We start from the raw sequence: 18,342 nt of genomic DNA, 5'->3' as shown, positions 1-18,342 counted from the left end.
GATGAAAGATAACACGATTTTAACTAACATAGATTTCTCTAAGTGGTCTAAAGGGCATTGGAGCTTATTCTCGTCATTATTAATAGGATTTTTTATGTGGGGAGTTATAGCTAGTATAGCACCATTATTTTATCCTTCTGTAAATATAGTCTGGTTTCTAATCGCACCGATAATAGCTCAGCTAATAGGAGACTTAGGTATTTCATTTATTTCTGATAGGAAACTAGGTAGAAAAGGGACATTTTTCATAACGATGGGACTTTATGGTACTGGAGCATTAATAATATTTATCGCATCTAGTATCTCTTTAGCTTATCCCTCATTATTATCCTCTTCATCTCTTCCTTTCATCATAATAATTTTAGCTGGAATAATTTTAGCAGATTTAGGGATAGAAGGAGAAGTTCCAACTGCATTATCTTATGCTTCTGAAACTATGCCATTAAGATTAAGAGAAACTATGTTAGTATTATTACCTAATTTCGATAACGTAGGAGCGATGTTTGCAGGGTTAGTAGCGTATATAACTTATTCAATTTCAAATTCTTACTTGATAGAACTAAGAATCTTAGGCGTATTATCATTAATTTTGGTAGGAGTTGCAATTATAATAAGATATTTAACGCCAGAAAGTGCAAGATGGTTAATAAATAAAGGAAAGGAACATAAAGCCGAAGAAGAAGTTAAAAAAGGGTATTTTATTCTAGAGGAAAGCAGAGAAAAGATAGTCCATATAGATAAAAAAGTGCCATTCCCAATAAGATTCTTATTCCTAGTTTTAATTGCAGTATCACAGTACTTAACTTATGGATTAATGGCATATGTTATTGCTGATTACTATTTCAAAGGAGCTACAGTAGACTTCATAGTTTTTGTAGCAAACTTAGGTGCTTCATTAGCTGGTTTAGTAGCTGCTGGTTTAGTCAAATTTGTAGGAAGTAAATCATTTGGTTTTGCATCTTTTCTAGGTGGAACGTTAACAATTATTCCAATAATTTTATTAGTAACTCATATAATTCCATTTTCACTGATAACGTTTTATGGATTACTTTTTGCTAATATGTTCTTTAGTGAATTTGGATGGGCTACTAGAACAATTTTTGAACCAGTACTTATGCCTACTAGTTCTAGAGCATTTTACATAGGTTTAGTCAGAATATTTCCTATGTTGTCATACGCAGCTTCAGTGTACCTTACTAGTTCATTTAATGAGCTTCAATTTGTAGAATTCAATTTGGCTTTATGGATTTTAGGAGCAATTGGAGCCGGATTGTGGTTCACTAAGGGATATGATACTAATCTAGTACCGATAGAAGAAACTTCTCAACAAACAGAAAAAACATCAATTTAATTTTTTTAAAAAAAAGGAAACTATTCTAATCTATAGCTGTAACGAGTTTTGGATAATGCAGTCATAAATATTCCTATTAATAATAGTATCGTAGGAGTATATACTCTTGGCTCAGGTGCAAAATAATCTAGATAAGGAGTTGTAAAAGCGATAATGTACCAAATTATTGAGATTGCTAATAATGCAATACCTCCAGCTAGCCAAGATTTTATATAAGTATATGTTACGAATAGATCTTGCCAATCGGCTTTATGCGTATCTACAATTAGGGCTTTGTTTTTCATAAAAGTTAAACTCTTACTAGATCCTAGCATAGCAAATCCGTTAAGTTTGGAGAATCCTAGTTCTTTAGCTTCCTGGTTTCCCTTTTCTACGTTAGCTTTTATTATTTCAGCTATTTTATCCGCTTCATCTATATCGGATTTTTTTACATTGCCGTTATTATCAACTTCTACTGAGCCTAAATAACCCTTGATTTTCATGCCGTAACCACCCCTTTTTGCATTTCTTCTATAACTTTTGACCAGTCGGTTTTTGTTGCGTCTACTACTACAACAATACCGTTTAAGTAAGCTATTCCAGTATTATCTAATATCATAGCGAAACCTAGAAATGGACCAAAACCTAGTTTTTTGAACTCTTCTTCGCCTATTCTCATATTTTCCATCAATAAATTTATTAATTTATTGGAGTCCATTTTCAGATCTTCTCCATAAATCTTAGACAATCCATTACCGGAAATCTTGTAAACGCCTATCAATCCAGGTATATCTTGGTATGACATTGTCTATCAAATTATATATATGTGAATATTAGTTAATAAATGTTATCTTAGAAAGTTTTATGAAATATATAATCAACTTTTTTATTTTTAATAAACAAAGTTTTGATACTTTAAATATTACATTGATGATAACATAAAGACTCAACTTAAAATAGTAAGTCTATTGATTTTTAAGAAAATATCTACATCAAAAGCTAAAATATGCGAGTACAATCTTTGTTAATTTAATGGTTTTAGCTTTTTCACGATCCTAGATATCCGAAAATTTGTGGATCTATACCTAATATTAATGTTTGAAGGTCTAATAGTTTTATATGAAAGAAAAAATATTTTGTATTGTAACTTTCATTTAAAGCTACAAATTGTATAAAAAATTATTGTCTATTTTCTAATGGGATAAAATCTCTTTTTATTGGACCAACGTATAAAGCTCTTGGTCTTATTAATCTATGTTGCTCTTCAACGTATTCTATAATATGTGCTAACCATCCTAGTACTCTTGAAAGAGCAAATAAAGAGGTAAACATATATACTGGAAATCCTAGCGAGTAGAATACTATGCCAGAGTAGAAGTCAGTATTAGGATAAATCCTTTTTCCACCAAAATGTTCTATTCCCTTCTCTTCTAGTTTTTTAGCTATTTCCAAGTATCTTCTAGCATCATCAGTTTTAGCTATTTCTTCTGCGTATTTCTTAAATATTCTAGCTCTAGGATCGTATGTTTTATACACTCTATGCCCAAATCCCATTAACCTTTTATTTCCTTGTATAATATTTTCATTAAACCATTTATCAACATTTGATGGATCTTTAATCTCCATAAATTGCTTAAACGCAGCTTCTGCAGCACCTCCATGAAGTGGGCCTTTCAATGCTGCTAATGCAGCTACTATGCACGAATACATATCCGAAAGAGTGGAAGAAGTTACTAATGCTGCAGTTGTTGAAGCAGGAACTTCATGATCTGTATAAAGAATTAGTGCCGCATTCATAGCTTTTACTTCTTTTTCTGATGGTTCTCTTGAGAATGCTGCTGTTAGAAAACTTTTAGCATAACTATCTGAAGGCTCTGGAACTTTTGGCCTTAATCCTTCTTTAATTCTATATACATTTGCTACTATACTATTTGATTTTGCAATTATTTCTAATGCTCTTTCCTTATTCTCTTCTTTCTTCCATGAGTAATCGTAGTATGAAGCTAATGCGCTAAATCCAGTTTCCATCATTGCTATTGCATCAGCCTCATGAGGTAATTCTTCTAGAATTTTTATTACTTGAGGTGGTAGCTCATAACTTTCATTAATTTTTTCCTTTACCTTCTTTAATTGACTTTGTGTAGGTAATTCTCCATATAACATAAGATATATAATTTCTTCGTAATCACAATTACTAACTAAATCTTCTATATTGTAACCTCTATACCTCAGAATTCCTTCTTCTCCGTCTATGTATGTTAATGATGTTGCCTTGATAAATACGTTTTCTAAACCTCTACTTATTTCGCTCATCTTTAATCACTTCCTATCCATTCTTGTTCTGACGTAACTGAAAGTGCCTTTAGAACGTGAGATTCACGTATCAAGTCCCTAATTGATATTATTCCAACTAGTTTACCGTCATTGTTTGTTACAATAAGATGTCTAATATTGTTTTTTGCCATTAGCTCTGCTGCTTTATATATGCTATCATTTTCATTTATTGTTATAAGATTTTTCGTAGTTCCTATTTCTTCTACCGGTAAGTCTAACGAAATTCCTTTTCCTAATGCTCTGATTATATCTCTTTCAGTTATTATTCCTATAAGTTTTTCATTATCCATGATTATTAATGATCCTATATTATGTTCAGCCATTTTCTTTGCTGCATCTATGCTATGTGTACCCTTGTTGATTGTAACTACTGGTTTACTTATTAAATATGATACTTTTGCTGTCATAAATATATATTATACTTTTCGATAATTATAAAAGTTTCTCAAGTTCTTTATCTAACATTTCATAGTAGGTATAATTAATAATTTCATATTGTTCTTTTCTTGTCATCATTTTATCTATTAGCGACTTCTGCGTGCCTTCTTTCTTTAACACTTCTAACGCATCTTTCATGGCTTTTGCTGCTACTCTAAATATCGTAACTGGGAAAATAACATAAGTATATCCCATCTCTTTAAATTCTTCTGCTGTAATAAATGGGGTTTTTCCAAACTCAGTCATGTTAGCTAATAAGGGAACTTTTTTAACTTCTTTAGCAAATTTCTCAAATTCTTCCTTTGAATGTAAAGCTTCTGGAAATATTATATCCGCTCCTGCTTCTACGTATGATTTAGCTCTTTCTATAGCATCATCTAGACTTATAACATCTCTTGAGTCAACTCTAGCAATTATTAACGCTTCTTTCCTTGCTTTTAATGCAGCTTTTATCTTCGAAATCATATCGCTTTTTTGTACTACTTCCTTACCATCTAAATGTCCACACTTTTTAGGCATTCTTTGATCTTCTATTTGAATTGCATTAGCTCCAGCTCTTTCCAAGATTTTTACTGTTCTATATACATTTATTGCTTCTCCAAATCCAGTATCGGCATCAACTATAATTGGGATATTTGTTACATCTCTAATCTTTCTTAACATGTAAGCTAATTCATCTAAAGTAATTAAACCAATATCCGGAATTCCTAACGATGATGTTAATGCTCCTCCAGATAAATATACTGCATTAAATCCTACTTTTTCCGCGAGTAAAGCAGTAAAAGGATTGAATACACCAGGAACAATTGTAAATTCTTTAGGCAACAATTTTTTCCACCTCCATATTTTCCATATTCCATAATTCACTAATTTTTTCTTTGCCTAAACCTAGTTTCATTGCTTTCTCTTCTACTTCTGCATCTGACATAGGATTATTATAATATCCTCTAGGAGACCTTACTTCAGTTTCAAATTTTCCCTTATCAGTAATTATTTCTAATTTTATTGGTAATTCTTTAGGATAAATTTTAGTATATTCGTCGTTTTCTAGAACTTGAATTTTATCCATTAATTCTATAACTTTTTCGTCTTTAATTTTAGAATAATTATCTAACCACATATTTCTAAATAATAATGTAGAAGCAATTATAAATGGAAGACTATGATCTGCAGTTTCTTTATTTTCTGGCCTCCATTTTTCTTTATCCGCTAATATACTTACACCTGCTTCATACGTTTCTACATATATTCTTCTAATTTCTCCTTGATACTGAATGTTAAGAGCAGCTTCTACTGCAGCTTCTGCATGGTATTCTACAGGATACTTTTTCATGCTGGTAGAAAGTATTTTTGATGTACCTAGATTATCAAATTTAGATAAATCTAATTCAGTAATAAGCTTATTGAAACCCATATTACCAGAAAACGGATTTTCTGGTCCAGTAAATCCTTCCTTAGCAAGCAATACAGAAAAAGTGGCATTCCTTACTGCTTCAGCTGCAGCTCCAGCTTTCCACATTGAGAGTTTACCTGTTCTAGTTTGTCTTAGAGCTATATGTGGAACTATAGATATAGATATTGCATTATAAGTAGCATTTCTATCAAGATTCAAATATTTACTTAGAGCAGCAGCTGTAGCTATTTCTAGAAAATTAACGTGATCAAAACCTATTTTTCTTAAAGAAGCAGAATCGCATAACCTAGTTCCTATTTCGTAACCTACAATGAGAGATAAAATTAAATCTTTTCCTTTTTTATCTTTCCCTAATGAGAATAAACCTCCTAGCATATCACTTGGATGTAAAGGTTCAAGCGAAAGATAAGTATCATTAAAATCTAAATATCTTATAGCTAAAGTATTGTAGAATGAAGCTAAATCTGGAGATATAGAATTTCCAGATAAAGTAAGTCCATCACCTAAGTATCTATTAAATAATCTTTCAGTAATTTTCGATGGTTCTGAGTTTAGTGACGCTTTACCTACTGCAATACTATCTATTATTCTTCTTTTTGCTTCATGAATTTCTTTATCTTTCAGATCACTATAGTTAACTGACGTAACGTATTCAGAAATTATTTTTGCAAGTTCCATATGATAACTTTGGCAACTATCCAATATAAACTTTCTAAGAAAAGTTTAAATAAATTCGCGAGAATATTTATAATGATAGAATATGACAAAGATAGCCTTTATAGGTGTAGGAAAAATAGGTCAAACAATAGTTTACTCTTCAGTAATAGATGGAATTTTTGACGAGATAATGCTTTACGATATAATTCCAGAGCTTCCAGATAAATTTGAGCATGAACTTAGACATGCCTTTGCAAGCAGAGGAGTAAAAACTGAGATTATCTCAACAAACAATATAGATGATATTAGTAATTCAGATATAGTAGTTATTGCAGCAGGAAAGCCTAGAAAACCAGGAATGAGTAGAAGAGACTTATTTAAAGACAACGCAAAAATTATGATTGATTTAGCGAGTAAATTACCTAGTAAGAATCATGGTGCAATATACGTTATGGTAGCTAATCCAGTAGATATGAACGCATCAGTTTTCGCAAAATATTCTAAGGAAATGGTAATAAGTACTGGAGATCAAGTAGAGACGATGAGAATGAGATCATTTATTGCAAAGAAACTTCACGTTCCTGTAAATGAAGTTGATGGATTTGTAGGCGGAGAACATGGAGAAGATGCAGTAGTATTATGGAGTACTGTCTCAGTCAAAGGTTTACCCATATCTGAATATAATATTAACAAAGAGGAAGTAGAAAAATACGTAAAGGAAATTCCTGGAGAAATAATTAGAGTTATGGGAGGCACTACATGGGGGCCTGGTACAATAATTGCTGACATAATAAAAGCTATTACATTAAACGAGAACAGATTAATGAGTATAGCCATGCCCAGAAAATTTGAAGATGAAATTATTCACGTAAGCGTTCCAACTATTGTGGGAAGAAAAATAGGACCATCAATTGAATCTCTGATAGATGAACAAGATAGGTGGCATCTAACAAGTGCAATGAAAGACTTTTATGATGTTTATAAAGATATGCTTAAATCATTAGAAAGCGTAGAAAACGCTAGATAAAAACGTTTTTTTTTTTTTACTTTCTTTTTAACCAGGTAAAGGCAAAAATGATACAGCCAATATCATTAAAATCACTGTTACTGTTAAGAATATAGCTCCTAATATAGAATAGAATCTAAGCTTTATTTGTAGAAATTGAATTTCATTTATAGATGATGGATCTATAGATTTATACAATTTAAATATTTTTTCAAAGTTACTAGCTATTATAAGTCCTATACTAAATCCTACAAAACCTAATATCGCTCCAGTAAACACGCATATTCCCCATCCGGTTGAAAATAAAATAGTACTTACTTCGTTTAATCCACCATCTTTATAATATCCTATCATATAATGAAAAAATTCTCCTGCTCCAAAGACAATAGTAATCATTCCAGAAGCTTCTATAAAACTTAAAAGTGTGGGAAATACACTTCTCATCAAATCAGTTATCGTTGATTCTGATAATTTAGAGAATTTTGGAGCAACAACTACTCCAAAAATCATTATTGCACCATAATATATTAAAGAAAAGAATCCATGAATTGCATTAAGTAAAAAAGAAATAGGAACCAATTTTTTACACCTTGTGTTATACTGAGTAAGCTATACATCCAGTAGAGCATATTATAGCTAAAATAAACGATAAAGCCATAAGATAAGAGAACATATAATTGTACGTAGCATAAAATGCTAATCCTCCTCCCGCTGCAAGTCCTACAAATAGTGCAGTAATAGCAGATAAGTAAAATAAGTCCTTTCTATTACTCAGATAAGATATTGCAAAAAGTAAAACGGCACCAAGTCCGCTTAATATCGCTAAACTTAAGTGAGATGAAAGAAGTGCAGCCATCCATGTTGCTTTTATTGGAAAATTATCGTTGAGCATAGTTGCAGTCCCAGCTAAAAACGCACCAGTTAAAAGTATTGTTTCTACACTTGATGCAATTAAAACTGGAGTATTTCTACCTATTCTAGATTCAGTCATTATTATCAAAATAATATAATGAGTTCACATAAATAAATATTTCATTAAAAGATCTCATTTTATGAAAATAAAATAAAAAAAGTTATTATCTTCTAAGAGAATAGAAAAGTATAGCTGAAGTAAAAACGATTGTGAAAATAAATCCAGTGCCCATTCCTAAAGCATATGTAGGCGTGGAAAATCCTCCAAAGAAGAATAAACCCATAAATGCAGCTCCTAGTACAGAAAAGATATCTAATACAGATAGAATTCTAAGAGGTAAATTTCCTGCTCTAGTACTTGATCCATATAGTGCTATTGCAAATATAACGTCAAATGCTGCAGCATATATGTGAGCCGTTATAGGAGCTCCTAATAAAGGCATTTTGAATATTGCTATACCCATTCCTGCAACATAAGTAATAATAAGACTAGCTAGTTCAGCCGCAGCTAAAGCTGGAGTATATTGATTTTTAGAAAATTTTGTAGCCATAGAGTTATAAATATCCAATACTGATCTGGAACTCATAATAATAGATTTGGAAAAAGGTTATAAAAACTTAGTTTTAAAAACTTCATATTTTTCAGTAAAAATCTTTTAGAAATATTACTATGAACGTAGCTCCAGTAAGAATCATATAAATTGCTGCAGCCAAGATAGTTGTGTTTTCTACACCTATAGTCGATGCTGAGATAAAATCAAGAGGTAAAGATATAACAATGAAAAATATTACTGTAAAGATAAGCAAAAGTGTTCTACTAGGCAACTTCATAGCTACCACCAAGCTTCCAGTATTTTTACCATAGGCAATACTAAGTTAATAGGAGAAGAGTCCCAGAGTATAGTATAAATTATAAAGCCTGCTAAAGCAGCAGTGACACCGAATATTAAAATTACTATTGCTAGTCCTAATCTACTCATGAAGAACCACCATTGAAAGTATCTCCATCATTTTGCATTTCTGTATAACAATTACTTGGTGTTTGATTTTTACTTAATAACAATTTTGGACATCCAGTAGATTCATCATAAGAATCTAGGTAGGCGGCTCCTTGTAAATCAGAAGGATGATCCATTATAGGAGGTGCGTCAAGATTCATTGAAACTGCGTATAAATAATCTGTAGATGAGTCCCAGTATAACTGAACATATGGTAATGGTCTAACAGTTGGTCCAGTAATAACAGCAGCACCATGCCAAGGATCGTAAGTTGATCCGTGACAATCGCAGTGTATAACGCTTTTTGCATTATTTGCTACTGCCGCAGAATAAGCGGTTGGAGGTAGAAAGTTTGGCGGAGTACCTCCAGGCTTAAAATATTGAGGAGGATAGAAATGAATTTCTGGTGGAGTACATCCTAAGTGCTGGCATATTGCGCTATATGCTACAATAGAATTATAAGGACCTACTCCTCCTGGGAAGTGATACTTTTGGCCGGTTTGAGGGATAACTACATCTGTTGGAGGAATACTTACTGGTTTATTATTCTCATCTCCCATGTTAAGCAAAAATGTTATGTCACCTAAAAGAGGATATTGAAATAGCATTATAGTAGGATCATTAACTGGATAAGTTGAAGCTTGGATAGGATTTCCATTAGAATCCACTATTATCATCCATGGAAACTTCTTAATCGATACTTCTTGAGGATTTAATGATGTTACTAATGGTATCGCAGACGCTACTGTGATTACTCCTATGCCTATTAATATTCCTTTTAAAAATGCTCTTCTGCTAGGATCGAGCGGTCCAGCGTTTTTCTCTGCATACTCATATAAGTAATCTCTACCCTTTGACATAAACTGTTTAGCGTCAAACTGGGTGTTTTTATTTCTCATTTTCCATAGTAAGCGTTTTGCAAATATGAAATCTGATCTTTTGATAATTATCTTATCTTTCATACCTCATCTACATGTTTTGAGTTATATCTGCAAGTTATAAAAACTTTTCTTATATCTTTTTTAATGTAAAAAGTAAATAAAAACTTTCTAAAAAAATTTAAGAAATATCTTTAAAATCTATATATTGTTCAAACTTTGTATAATTGAACTAAGTTAAAAGAAATATTTTTAAATAAATTAATTATGTTTAGAATGTTATTCTGTATAACTTAGACACAAAAATATCGTAATCATTAAAGTTATTAAAAATAACATTTATAACCTCTGTTAATGACAATTAACATGATTAAAATGACTTTTCCAGAAAAACTTAAACACCATGCAGAGTTAGCATGGTTTATAGTAATGTTAATTCTTGTGGCAATATTTGTAGGATGGAACATTTATGGCGTAACCCATGGAACTAGCACTACATATAGATACGGTTTGCCATTATTTTCTGGAATGCCGAAAAATGCTCAAACTGCAGTAATATATTTCGATTCTCATCCTCCAGCTAACAGTTCATGGGAAGTTGTTAATGGAATTTTAGTAGTTAATATGACTATAACTCAATTAAAAGGATTTACACCAAATATTATTATAGCAAATACAAGCCAACCAGTAGTAATAATCTTACATTCACCTGACGTTATTACAGGGTTTTTCATGAGACTGCCAGATGGAGTTATAAACATAAATGCTCCTCCAGGTTATGACAATTACGTATATTTTGTTACTCCTTCTCAACCAGGTAACTATACTTGGAGGGATCCAGAATATTCAGCATACAATTTTTCGTATTTTACTGGAATATTAGAGGTGAAATAAAATGAGTTCCTACTTATCAATTTTAAGTTTAATCTTATATAATACAAAAAAAGTAATAGTAAATTTTCTAGATAAAGCCAAGAAAGTAGCTAATCCAAAGGATACAATAGGCTTAGTATGGTTATATATGTTTGGCGCTGTAGCTTGGCTGATAACATTAGGTACTGCAGCAATGAATATGAGAACCTACCTAGTATATAGTCAAAATTCTCCTGCTGTAGGTCCAATTTACTACACTATGTTAACTATACATGGTTGGAGTGCTATGTTAGGACTAGTACCAGACGCAGCTTTAGGAATAATAATATTTTCAATGTACAAATCTGGACTATCTGTAGTTCATAGAAGACTTGTAACCTCAATGTTCTGGATATCTAATCTTGGCCTAGTATTTGCATTATTTGGAGGTCCTGATATGGGATGGTACATGTATCCACCATTAGCGATAGAAGACAATTCACTATTCCAAGCATTTAGAATATATCATGGAGCAATGATGGGTGCTGGTTACTTAGCACTAGCATTTAACAGTGCATGCGGGGCTATAGCAGCTTTAACTCTAGTAATTGATGCTTATTTAACTAAACCTAAAGATAAGAAAATAAATATCTTCGCAGCTTATGGAGTAGCTTTCTCTTTAGTTATCGCTATAACTTTACCTGCATTAACTGCATCAGAACTATGGTATACTATGGCAATATGGTTACCAAGTATAGTAAAGGTTAATCCTCTACTATGGGTAATCTTGTTCTGGTTCTATGGGCATCCAGTAGTCTACTATGTTCCTTTTCCTCTTTTCGGAGCATTATATTATTATATACCAATCTACGCTAAGAGAAGTTTATTTAGTGAAAAGTGGGCTAGATGGAATATCTTTCTCTTAGCTATAGGTTCTATGCTAATATGGGTACATCATTTACAAACTTTCCCATTACCTGTAGATTTAAGAGCATGGATAACGGTATCTACATTAATTCTAGCATCAGGTTCAGGGCTTACTGTACTTAATTTAGGACTTACTATATTAACTTCTAATGGATATAATTACAAAGATCCCCTCGGTTTAACATTTCTTGTAGCATTAATAGGATTTATAATAGGTGGAGTTCAAGCCCTACCGTTACCTATAAACATAATAAATGGAGTAATACATAATACGTACTATGTAGTTGGACATTTCCATTTAATTATATGGACATTAATATTAGTAGGATTTACTGGAGTGTTTATAGATTTATTGAAAGTTACTAATCCTAATCTTAACTTTAGCGCTAAAGCTACAAAACTAATGTTAGCAGGAATCATTTGGTGGACAATTCCTTTCGTTACTGTAGGATATTTAATGAGTGCAGCAGGATATTTAGGATTATTAAGAAGAGTAATCGCTTATCCTCCTATGTTTGTTCCATATATGGAATTAATGTCATTCTTAGCTGAAATAGGAATTCCTGGTTTAGTTGTTACAATATCTACAGCAATAGCAGAATATGTGAGGACTTCTACTCCCTCTGGAATATCATTGTCTGTTCCCTCAATGCCTGGAACAATGAGCTATGTGAAGGAAATTAAAGTTTATAATAAAAATAATAATGATTTATTAAATAATATAAATAAACAAGAAATAGATTTAAACGGTCTCAAGAATATAATAAGAAAAGATATATTAGGAGGGTCTTAAAATGGAAGAAAGGGAAGAGAAAAACAAAAATGAAGAAACAGAAAGAGAAGAAAAAAATAATAAAAGCCAAGGATTCTTTAATGCTATACTAGATAGAGTAGGTATAAATGAAGCTCCATTATTCAGGACTCCAGATTATATGTATAATGTATCGTATTGGTTAGGAGGTTTAGTTGCTGCTAGTTTCGTTTATACTGTAATTACGGGTCTTATACTGCTTTTACTTTATGAGCCTGCTAATGCTTATGCTCAAACTCAAGCTATAATTAATACAATTCCATATGGTGCAGTTATTTTATTTAGTCATTTATATGGAGCATACATAATGATAATCCTTGTATATATACATATGTTTAGAAACTTTTTCAAAGGATCGTACAAAAAACCTAGAGAATTACAATGGGTAACTGGTATACTGCTTTTAGCTCTTACTCTTGGAGCATCGTTTTTCGGTTACAGTCTGGTCGGAGACGTACTAGGTATAAACGCGGTAGATATAGGAAGCTCATTACTAATAGGTACTGGATTTCCTGGAGCTACTACAGTTGTTGGCTGGTTATTTGGACCTGGTATTGATGCTGTAGAATCTAGTAATCCTATAGTTAGAAGCGAATTCTTCGATAGGATATTGGGTTGGCATATAATTATGGTAGCATTAATTGGACTTCTGTTTGTGTTTCATCTAATGCTTTCAGAAAGATATGGAATGACGCCATCATCAAAAGAGAAGCCATATGTTCCAGCATATTATTCTAAGGAGGAGCAACAAAGATTTAATCCATGGTGGCCAAGAAATTTCGTTTATATGCTTTCGTTAGTTCTTATGACTTGGGGTATAATACTTATAGTTCCAGATGTTTTAGCTAATTTAAACGGAGCTGTAATATTTGGAACTAAAATACAACTTCCATTAGTTATTAATCCGTTCCCTGCACCTCAGGCATTTACTACTGCTGCAATACATACTCAGCCTTATCCTCCATGGTTCTTCCTATTCTTATATAAATTTGTAGACTTCCTTCTACCTAATGGAATACCATTACTGCCATCTATGGTAGTTGCTATATTAGTAGTAGGATTAGTAGTGCTTATGTTGATACCATTTTTTGAAAATAGCAATATTATGTATTTAAACAGTAGAAAATTCTGGACATGGGTAATGTGTGTTCTAATATATTCCTTAATAGCGTTATCAGTATGGGGATATTTCTATCCTGGTGTGCCAGCTCCATTTACAGAACAAGCTGAAGTTCTAGGTATACCTGCAATAATAATGGCCGTGTTAATATACTTCTTAGGAGGCAAAAAGAAAAAGACAGAAAAGCAATTAGCTAATACTCAAATTCCAAAGGTAACTCCAACATCTATACTAGGTACTTCTGTTGTTTCTTTATTATTTGCTGGTACTTTTGGTGACTTCTTATTGAAACCTAATTTACTTGGACTATTGCTATTATTCCCACTAGGAGTTTTAGTATATCATTATGTATCAAAATTAGTTAAAGGATTTAACAATCATGATAATAATTTATCTACAAAATCTGAATTTCCAATCACAAAGAAGATGGCATTCTTCGCAATTCCTGTAATCCTCGTTATAACTATAATACTGTTCGTACTAATGCTAAGATTGCCGAGTGTAGGAGTAGCGAGCACTTACGCAGGAATAGATTTAGGAGTAATAATGTTCTTATGGGGATATGCAATAAATCTATATCATTATCTAGTATATGTAAAAGATTAGAATAAAAATATTTATTTTTTTCTTAAATTATAATAGAAAGCTTTTTTAGTTTATAATCAAATATTACAGTATGGAGATTGATAAGAAAAAATTAAAGATTACACATTTTATAGCTCCTATTATACTTTTGATCGCAGTCTTGAATCCTTACGTAGAAACTCAAGAAACCTTATATCAATGGCTATTTATGACTGCTCACTACCTGTTATTCATAGGAGGTTTCTTATTATCTTATAAGGTATTAAGAAGTTCTCCTTTATGGATTATTCCTTCAGCTATTATAATAGGTTTTTGGCATATACCTTATTTCTTTGCTTTAGCTGCAGCTTATCCACTTTTTAGAGGTTTAAATGACATTTTCTTCATATTAGCAGGAATATTAGCTGGACTAGGATCTTACAAACTTTCCTTGTTTTCAAGATTTTCATTACTTATATTATGGATGACAGTTGATACTATTTTATCAGTAGTATTTCTTCTTCAAATTCCAGCTTACTCCAATGCTGTATATACCTTTTCTCCTTATTCATTATCACAAGAAATCAATACTGCCATTGCAATGTGGGTAGATATGTCAGCTATTATAATATATGTATTTGGAAAATTTCTCAAAGAGCTATTATTTTGAATAAATATGATGGTAAAAACCTTCTCTGAATTTTAATTTTTATTTTATAAAGTTACATTAAACACTATTATAAAATATATATTCTATTTTATAATATATTAAACTTATTTGAGAAAGAATTTACTTTATTTATCTTATAATAAACATTAATTAAAGCCAAACTTTTTAAAATTTTTGCATAAGATCCAATTATTGGAAACCCCATGAAAACTCCCATAAAATTATTATCAATATCAACTACATCAGCTAAAGGTTTTGGTTCAAATTTGTCATCTCTACCTTCAACCGCATTCGTTATAGCATGAACTCCAGATTGCATAGAAACTTCTGCAGTAGAAGGATAAAAAATAGAGGCACAAGCTCCGGCTCCATATACATCCTTATAATCAACAGAAGATAAATCTTCATTTACTTCTATTTTTTCGTTTTTCAAACTGATCTTAAGTTTACTTAAAAAATCTGGCCCTTTGATTCCTCCTGCATAGAATATATGATCTCCCGAAAAGTCTCCTTTATTTGTTATAACTGTTTTACCTCTAATCTCTTCTACAGATACATTTAAAATCAATTCAACTCCTAATTCAGTCAGAATTCTTTCGGCTTCTAGAGATATTTTTTCAGGCATATGAGGCAAAATTCTTGGTCCTCTATTTATTAACACTACTCTTTCTTTTCCCTTTCTTTTTATTTTACTTAATAACTCTACTGTGCTTCCTATTACTTCTACTCCTAAATCTCCTCCTCCAATTACTATTAAAGTGTTAGCTTTCTCTATTTCATTACGTATTTTCATGGCATCTTCGAAAGTCTCTAATTTCATGACATGGTCTTTAGCTCCCTTTATTTTGGACAAATCCTGAGAATAACCTAAAGCTATTATTAGCTTATCATAACTTATATTTCCTTTATTTGTTATTATCTTCTTCTCCTGAAAATTTATGTTTAAAACTTCTGCATTAACGTCTGGTTTTCTGTAAAATAGTGAACTTTCTCCATTTGCAATAGTGTCAACAAGCTTCGGTGTCATCAAAAAATACTCATTTTTATCAATTAAAATCGAATCAGGATATTTGCATTTTGCAGAAATTCCGGCAAATCCACCACCTATTATAACAGTTCTCATTTTTTCACTCTTCAGTAGGCTCTAATTTTTCTCTAAAAATTGATAAAACATAGTTTTTGGCTTGAGTAAACGTAAGTTTTGGTGGCATTGGTCTTTCGTTAGGATCGACAATAGCGTTAAGTACGAATGGTCCTTCACTTTCTTTCATTTCCTTGATAGCTGATGAAAGATCGTTAGGATCTTCAACAGTTATACCATTTATTCCTATAGATTCAGCCAATTTAGCAAAATCAGGATTATAAAGTTCAACACCCCATTCTGGATATCCCATAACTTCTTCTTCAAATTTTATCATTCCTAGTTTAGAATTATTAAATATAACTACTTTGATAGGTCTGGAATATTTCTTAGCTGTTATAAGTTCCATCATAGTCATTGCGAAACCCCCATCACCGACTAGAGCTAATACATTATCTGATACGAAAGAAGCTCCTACAGCACCTGGAACTCCTATTCCCATTGATCCTAACCAGGCTGAAAATACAAATCTTTGATTTCCGGAAGCCTTAAAATTCCTAGCTCCCCACATAGTCACATTCCCAGTATCTACTACTATAACTCCATCAGTAAACACTTTAGATAACTCATAAGCTACTCTTTGAGGCTTCATTGGTCTAGAATTTTCAGTTTCTACTTTATTCAACTCTTTGAACCATTTTTCTTTTGACTCCTTCATTTTTAGGTAGAACTTATCATCTTTTTCCTTAATTTTCAATATAGCTTTGGATAAAAATTCTTCAACATCGCCTATTAAAGAAACTGTAACTCTTACTCTTTTACTAATGTTAGCAGGGTTATTATCAACTTGAATGACGTTAACGTCCTTAGGTAAGAAGTTTATATAAGGAAAAGAAGTACCTAGTAAGATTAATAAATCAGTTTTGTTTAATGCCTCAACCGATGGTTTAGTTCCAAGTAAACCTATTCCACCCATAACTTTTTCATCATAATCTGATAGAACTCCTTTACCATTTAGAGCATAAATTATAGGAGCTCCAATCTTCTCACTAAAATCATCTATTAATTTTGAAAATCCTCTAGCTCCTCCTCCAATCATAATTACCGGAGATTTACTGTTATCTATAAGTTCTATTGCTTTATCTAGATCCGGAAAATTATAGCTAATTCTAGGAGAATCAATTTCTCCATCATATTCCTCTCCATCCATTCTCAGAATATCTACTGGTAAGTTAAGATGAGCTACGCCCTTTTTAGTTTTAGCCTCATGAATAGCCCTCCAAATTAGATAACCAGCATTCTTAGGATTTATCAAGATCTGATTGAATACTGATACGTCATCAAATAATTTTACCATGTTAACCTCTTGAAAATAGTCATGGCCTATCATATCGCTTTCAACTTGACCAGTAAGAGCTATTACTGAAGCATGATCCATTTTAGCATCATATAATCCATTTAAGAGGTGAATTGATCCTGGTCCAGATGTTCCCATACAAGCAGTAACATTTCCAGTAAGCTTAGATTCTACAGACGCAGCAAAAGCTGCACCTTCTTCATGTCTAACTTGAACATATTTAATTTCTTTATTTCTTCTCATAGCATCCATTAAAGGATCTATTGAATCGCCTGGTATTCCATATATTCTTTTTACTCCTGCCTTAACTAATGTTTCTATTATTATTTCTGCTACAGATTTTGCCATATCATAGCTAATACAACATAATTAAAATTTTTATGTATATATTCATGATAAAGAGAAAAATATTTAATAATTTTTATTATCAAGATATTTTTTAAGGTAAAAAATGTAACGTATTCTTAGAATAATTATTAAATAAAAATTAACCTTATATGCTAGTTGGTTGATATTAGAAACATTTAAATATAAACATAATAAAATAGATAATGAGAACATGAAAAGCTTGAAAGGTACTAAAACAGAAGAGAACTTCAAGAACGGCTTTATAGGAGAATCTATGGCGAACAGAAGATACTTATATTTTGCAAAGAGGGCAGATGAAGAAGGATATCCAGAATTAGCAGCATTATTCAGAAGCATTGCAGAAGGTGAAACAGCTCACGCTTTCGGTCATTTAGATTTCATAAGACAAGGTGATTCAGTAGATCCAGCAACAGGCAAGCCAATAAAGACTTTAGAAGATATGTTACAATCAGCCGTAGCTGGAGAAACTTACGAATTTACCCAAATGTACCCTGGATTTGCTAAGGTTGCTAGAGAAGAAGGATTTGACGAAGCTGCAGAATGGTTCGAAACATTAGCTAGAGCAGAAAAGAGCCACGCAGAAAAGTATACTTCAGCGTTGAAGATGCTTAAAGGCGAATAAAT

21 protein-coding genes are annotated in these 18,342 nt (G+C 31.8%); 7 read left to right on the top strand and 14 right to left on the bottom strand.

What is annotated here, in order from left to right; translation table 11 throughout:
- Position 1: 1 nt before the first annotated feature.
- A complete protein-coding gene (locus B6F84_RS01365) occupies positions 2–1,351 on the top strand; it encodes an MFS transporter (protein ID WP_148690555.1) in 1,350 nt (449 codons plus the stop codon).
- A gap of 20 nt (positions 1,352–1,371) precedes the next feature.
- Here B6F84_RS01365 and B6F84_RS01360 read toward each other — a convergent pair whose 3' ends face one another.
- The 6 genes from B6F84_RS01360 to B6F84_RS01335 all read right to left on the bottom strand — a co-directional run bounded on the left by B6F84_RS01360 (position 1,372) and on the right by B6F84_RS01335 (position 6,194).
- A complete protein-coding gene (locus tag B6F84_RS01360) occupies positions 1,372–1,833 on the bottom strand; it encodes a hypothetical protein (protein ID WP_148690554.1) in 462 nt (153 codons plus the stop codon).
- Positions 1,830–2,135, bottom strand: a complete 306-nt coding sequence (locus tag B6F84_RS01355; protein ID WP_148690553.1) for a hypothetical protein — start codon at positions 2,133–2,135, stop codon at positions 1,830–1,832. The genes B6F84_RS01360 and B6F84_RS01355 overlap by 4 nt, the downstream gene beginning before the upstream one ends.
- Positions 2,136–2,509: 374 nt before the next feature.
- Positions 2,510–3,643 (bottom strand): citrate synthase, encoded by a 1,134-nt coding sequence (gene gltA, locus B6F84_RS01350; RefSeq protein WP_148690552.1) that lies wholly within the window; start codon positions 3,641–3,643, stop codon positions 2,510–2,512.
- Between the two features lie 2 nt (positions 3,644–3,645).
- Entirely contained in the window at positions 3,646–4,071 is a 426-nt protein-coding gene (locus tag B6F84_RS01345; protein ID WP_148690551.1) for a CBS domain-containing protein, read from the bottom strand.
- 25 nt (positions 4,072–4,096) lie between these two features.
- The gene (gene prpB / locus B6F84_RS01340) at positions 4,097–4,930 is read right to left on the bottom strand and encodes a methylisocitrate lyase (RefSeq protein ID WP_187152729.1); all 834 of its coding nucleotides are present in this window, start codon (positions 4,928–4,930) and stop codon (positions 4,097–4,099) included.
- The gene (locus tag B6F84_RS01335; RefSeq protein ID WP_148690550.1) at positions 4,920–6,194 is read right to left on the bottom strand and encodes an MmgE/PrpD family protein; all 1,275 of its coding nucleotides are present in this window, start codon (positions 6,192–6,194) and stop codon (positions 4,920–4,922) included. Before B6F84_RS01335 ends, prpB begins: the two co-directional genes overlap by 11 nt.
- 82 nt (positions 6,195–6,276) lie before the next feature.
- Between B6F84_RS01335 and B6F84_RS01330 the strand changes: the two genes are divergently transcribed.
- Positions 6,277–7,200, top strand: coding sequence for a lactate/malate dehydrogenase family protein (locus tag B6F84_RS01330; protein WP_148690549.1), 924 nt, complete (start codon positions 6,277–6,279; stop codon positions 7,198–7,200).
- Between the two features lie 27 nt (positions 7,201–7,227).
- On the opposite strand, the gene B6F84_RS01325 is transcribed toward B6F84_RS01330, so the two are convergent.
- The 6 genes from B6F84_RS01325 to B6F84_RS01305 form a co-directional block, all read right to left on the bottom strand.
- Positions 7,228–7,758, bottom strand: a complete 531-nt coding sequence (locus B6F84_RS01325; RefSeq protein ID WP_148690548.1) for a hypothetical protein — start codon at positions 7,756–7,758, stop codon at positions 7,228–7,230.
- Positions 7,759–7,774: 16 nt separating this feature from the next.
- Entirely contained in the window at positions 7,775–8,179 is a 405-nt protein-coding gene (locus B6F84_RS01320; protein WP_420807165.1) for a hypothetical protein, read from the bottom strand.
- Positions 8,180–8,255: 76 nt separating this feature from the next.
- Positions 8,256–8,678 (bottom strand): hypothetical protein, encoded by a 423-nt coding sequence (locus B6F84_RS01315; protein ID WP_148690547.1) that lies wholly within the window; start codon positions 8,676–8,678, stop codon positions 8,256–8,258.
- Between the two features lie 55 nt (positions 8,679–8,733).
- Entirely contained in the window at positions 8,734–8,922 is a 189-nt protein-coding gene (locus tag B6F84_RS01310; RefSeq protein WP_148690546.1) for a hypothetical protein, read from the bottom strand.
- 2 nt (positions 8,923–8,924) lie between these two features.
- Positions 8,925–9,071 (bottom strand): hypothetical protein, encoded by a 147-nt coding sequence (locus B6F84_RS13790; protein ID WP_187152728.1) that lies wholly within the window; start codon positions 9,069–9,071, stop codon positions 8,925–8,927.
- Positions 9,068–10,051, bottom strand: a complete 984-nt coding sequence (locus B6F84_RS01305; RefSeq protein ID WP_148690545.1) for a Rieske 2Fe-2S domain-containing protein — start codon at positions 10,049–10,051, stop codon at positions 9,068–9,070. The genes B6F84_RS13790 and B6F84_RS01305 overlap by 4 nt, the downstream gene beginning before the upstream one ends.
- A gap of 282 nt (positions 10,052–10,333) precedes the next feature.
- Here B6F84_RS01305 and soxA point away from each other — a divergent pair, with 282 nt between their 5' ends.
- The 4 genes from soxA to B6F84_RS01285 all read left to right on the top strand — a co-directional run bounded on the left by soxA (position 10,334) and on the right by B6F84_RS01285 (position 14,911).
- Positions 10,334–10,861, top strand: a complete 528-nt coding sequence (gene soxA / locus B6F84_RS01300; RefSeq protein WP_187152727.1) for a proton pump complex quinol oxidase subunit SoxA — start codon at positions 10,334–10,336, stop codon at positions 10,859–10,861.
- A gap of 1 nt (position 10,862) precedes the next feature.
- Positions 10,863–12,539 carry a proton pump complex quinol oxidase subunit SoxB gene (soxB, locus tag B6F84_RS01295; protein WP_148690544.1) on the top strand — a complete coding sequence of 559 codons (1,677 nt, stop codon included), beginning with the start codon at positions 10,863–10,865 and terminating at the stop codon, positions 12,537–12,539.
- Position 12,540: 1 nt separating this feature from the next.
- A complete protein-coding gene (gene soxC / locus B6F84_RS01290) occupies positions 12,541–14,283 on the top strand; it encodes a proton pump complex cytochrome B SoxC (RefSeq protein ID WP_148690543.1) in 1,743 nt (580 codons plus the stop codon).
- Between the two features lie 70 nt (positions 14,284–14,353).
- Positions 14,354–14,911, top strand: a complete 558-nt coding sequence (locus B6F84_RS01285) for a DUF1404 domain-containing protein (protein WP_148690542.1) — start codon at positions 14,354–14,356, stop codon at positions 14,909–14,911.
- A gap of 88 nt (positions 14,912–14,999) precedes the next feature.
- Here B6F84_RS01285 and B6F84_RS01280 read toward each other — a convergent pair whose 3' ends face one another.
- Positions 15,000–16,034 carry an NAD(P)/FAD-dependent oxidoreductase gene (locus tag B6F84_RS01280; protein ID WP_148690541.1) on the bottom strand — a complete coding sequence of 345 codons (1,035 nt, stop codon included), beginning with the start codon at positions 16,032–16,034 and terminating at the stop codon, positions 15,000–15,002.
- 4 nt (positions 16,035–16,038) lie between these two features.
- Entirely contained in the window at positions 16,039–17,697 is a 1,659-nt protein-coding gene (locus tag B6F84_RS01275) for a thiamine pyrophosphate-dependent enzyme (protein WP_148690540.1), read from the bottom strand.
- Between the two features lie 211 nt (positions 17,698–17,908).
- On the opposite strand from B6F84_RS01275, the gene B6F84_RS01270 reads away from it, so the two are divergent.
- Positions 17,909–18,340 (top strand): rubrerythrin family protein, encoded by a 432-nt coding sequence (locus B6F84_RS01270; protein WP_148690539.1) that lies wholly within the window; start codon positions 17,909–17,911, stop codon positions 18,338–18,340.
- Positions 18,341–18,342: the final 2 nt, after the last annotated feature.

It is taken from the genome of Acidianus manzaensis, assembly GCF_002116695.1.
Classification (GTDB): Archaea; Thermoproteota; Thermoprotei_A; order Sulfolobales; family Sulfolobaceae; genus Acidianus; species Acidianus manzaensis.
Note: the sequence above shows the minus strand (reverse complement) of the source record. Positions and strands in the feature narration are given on the sequence as shown.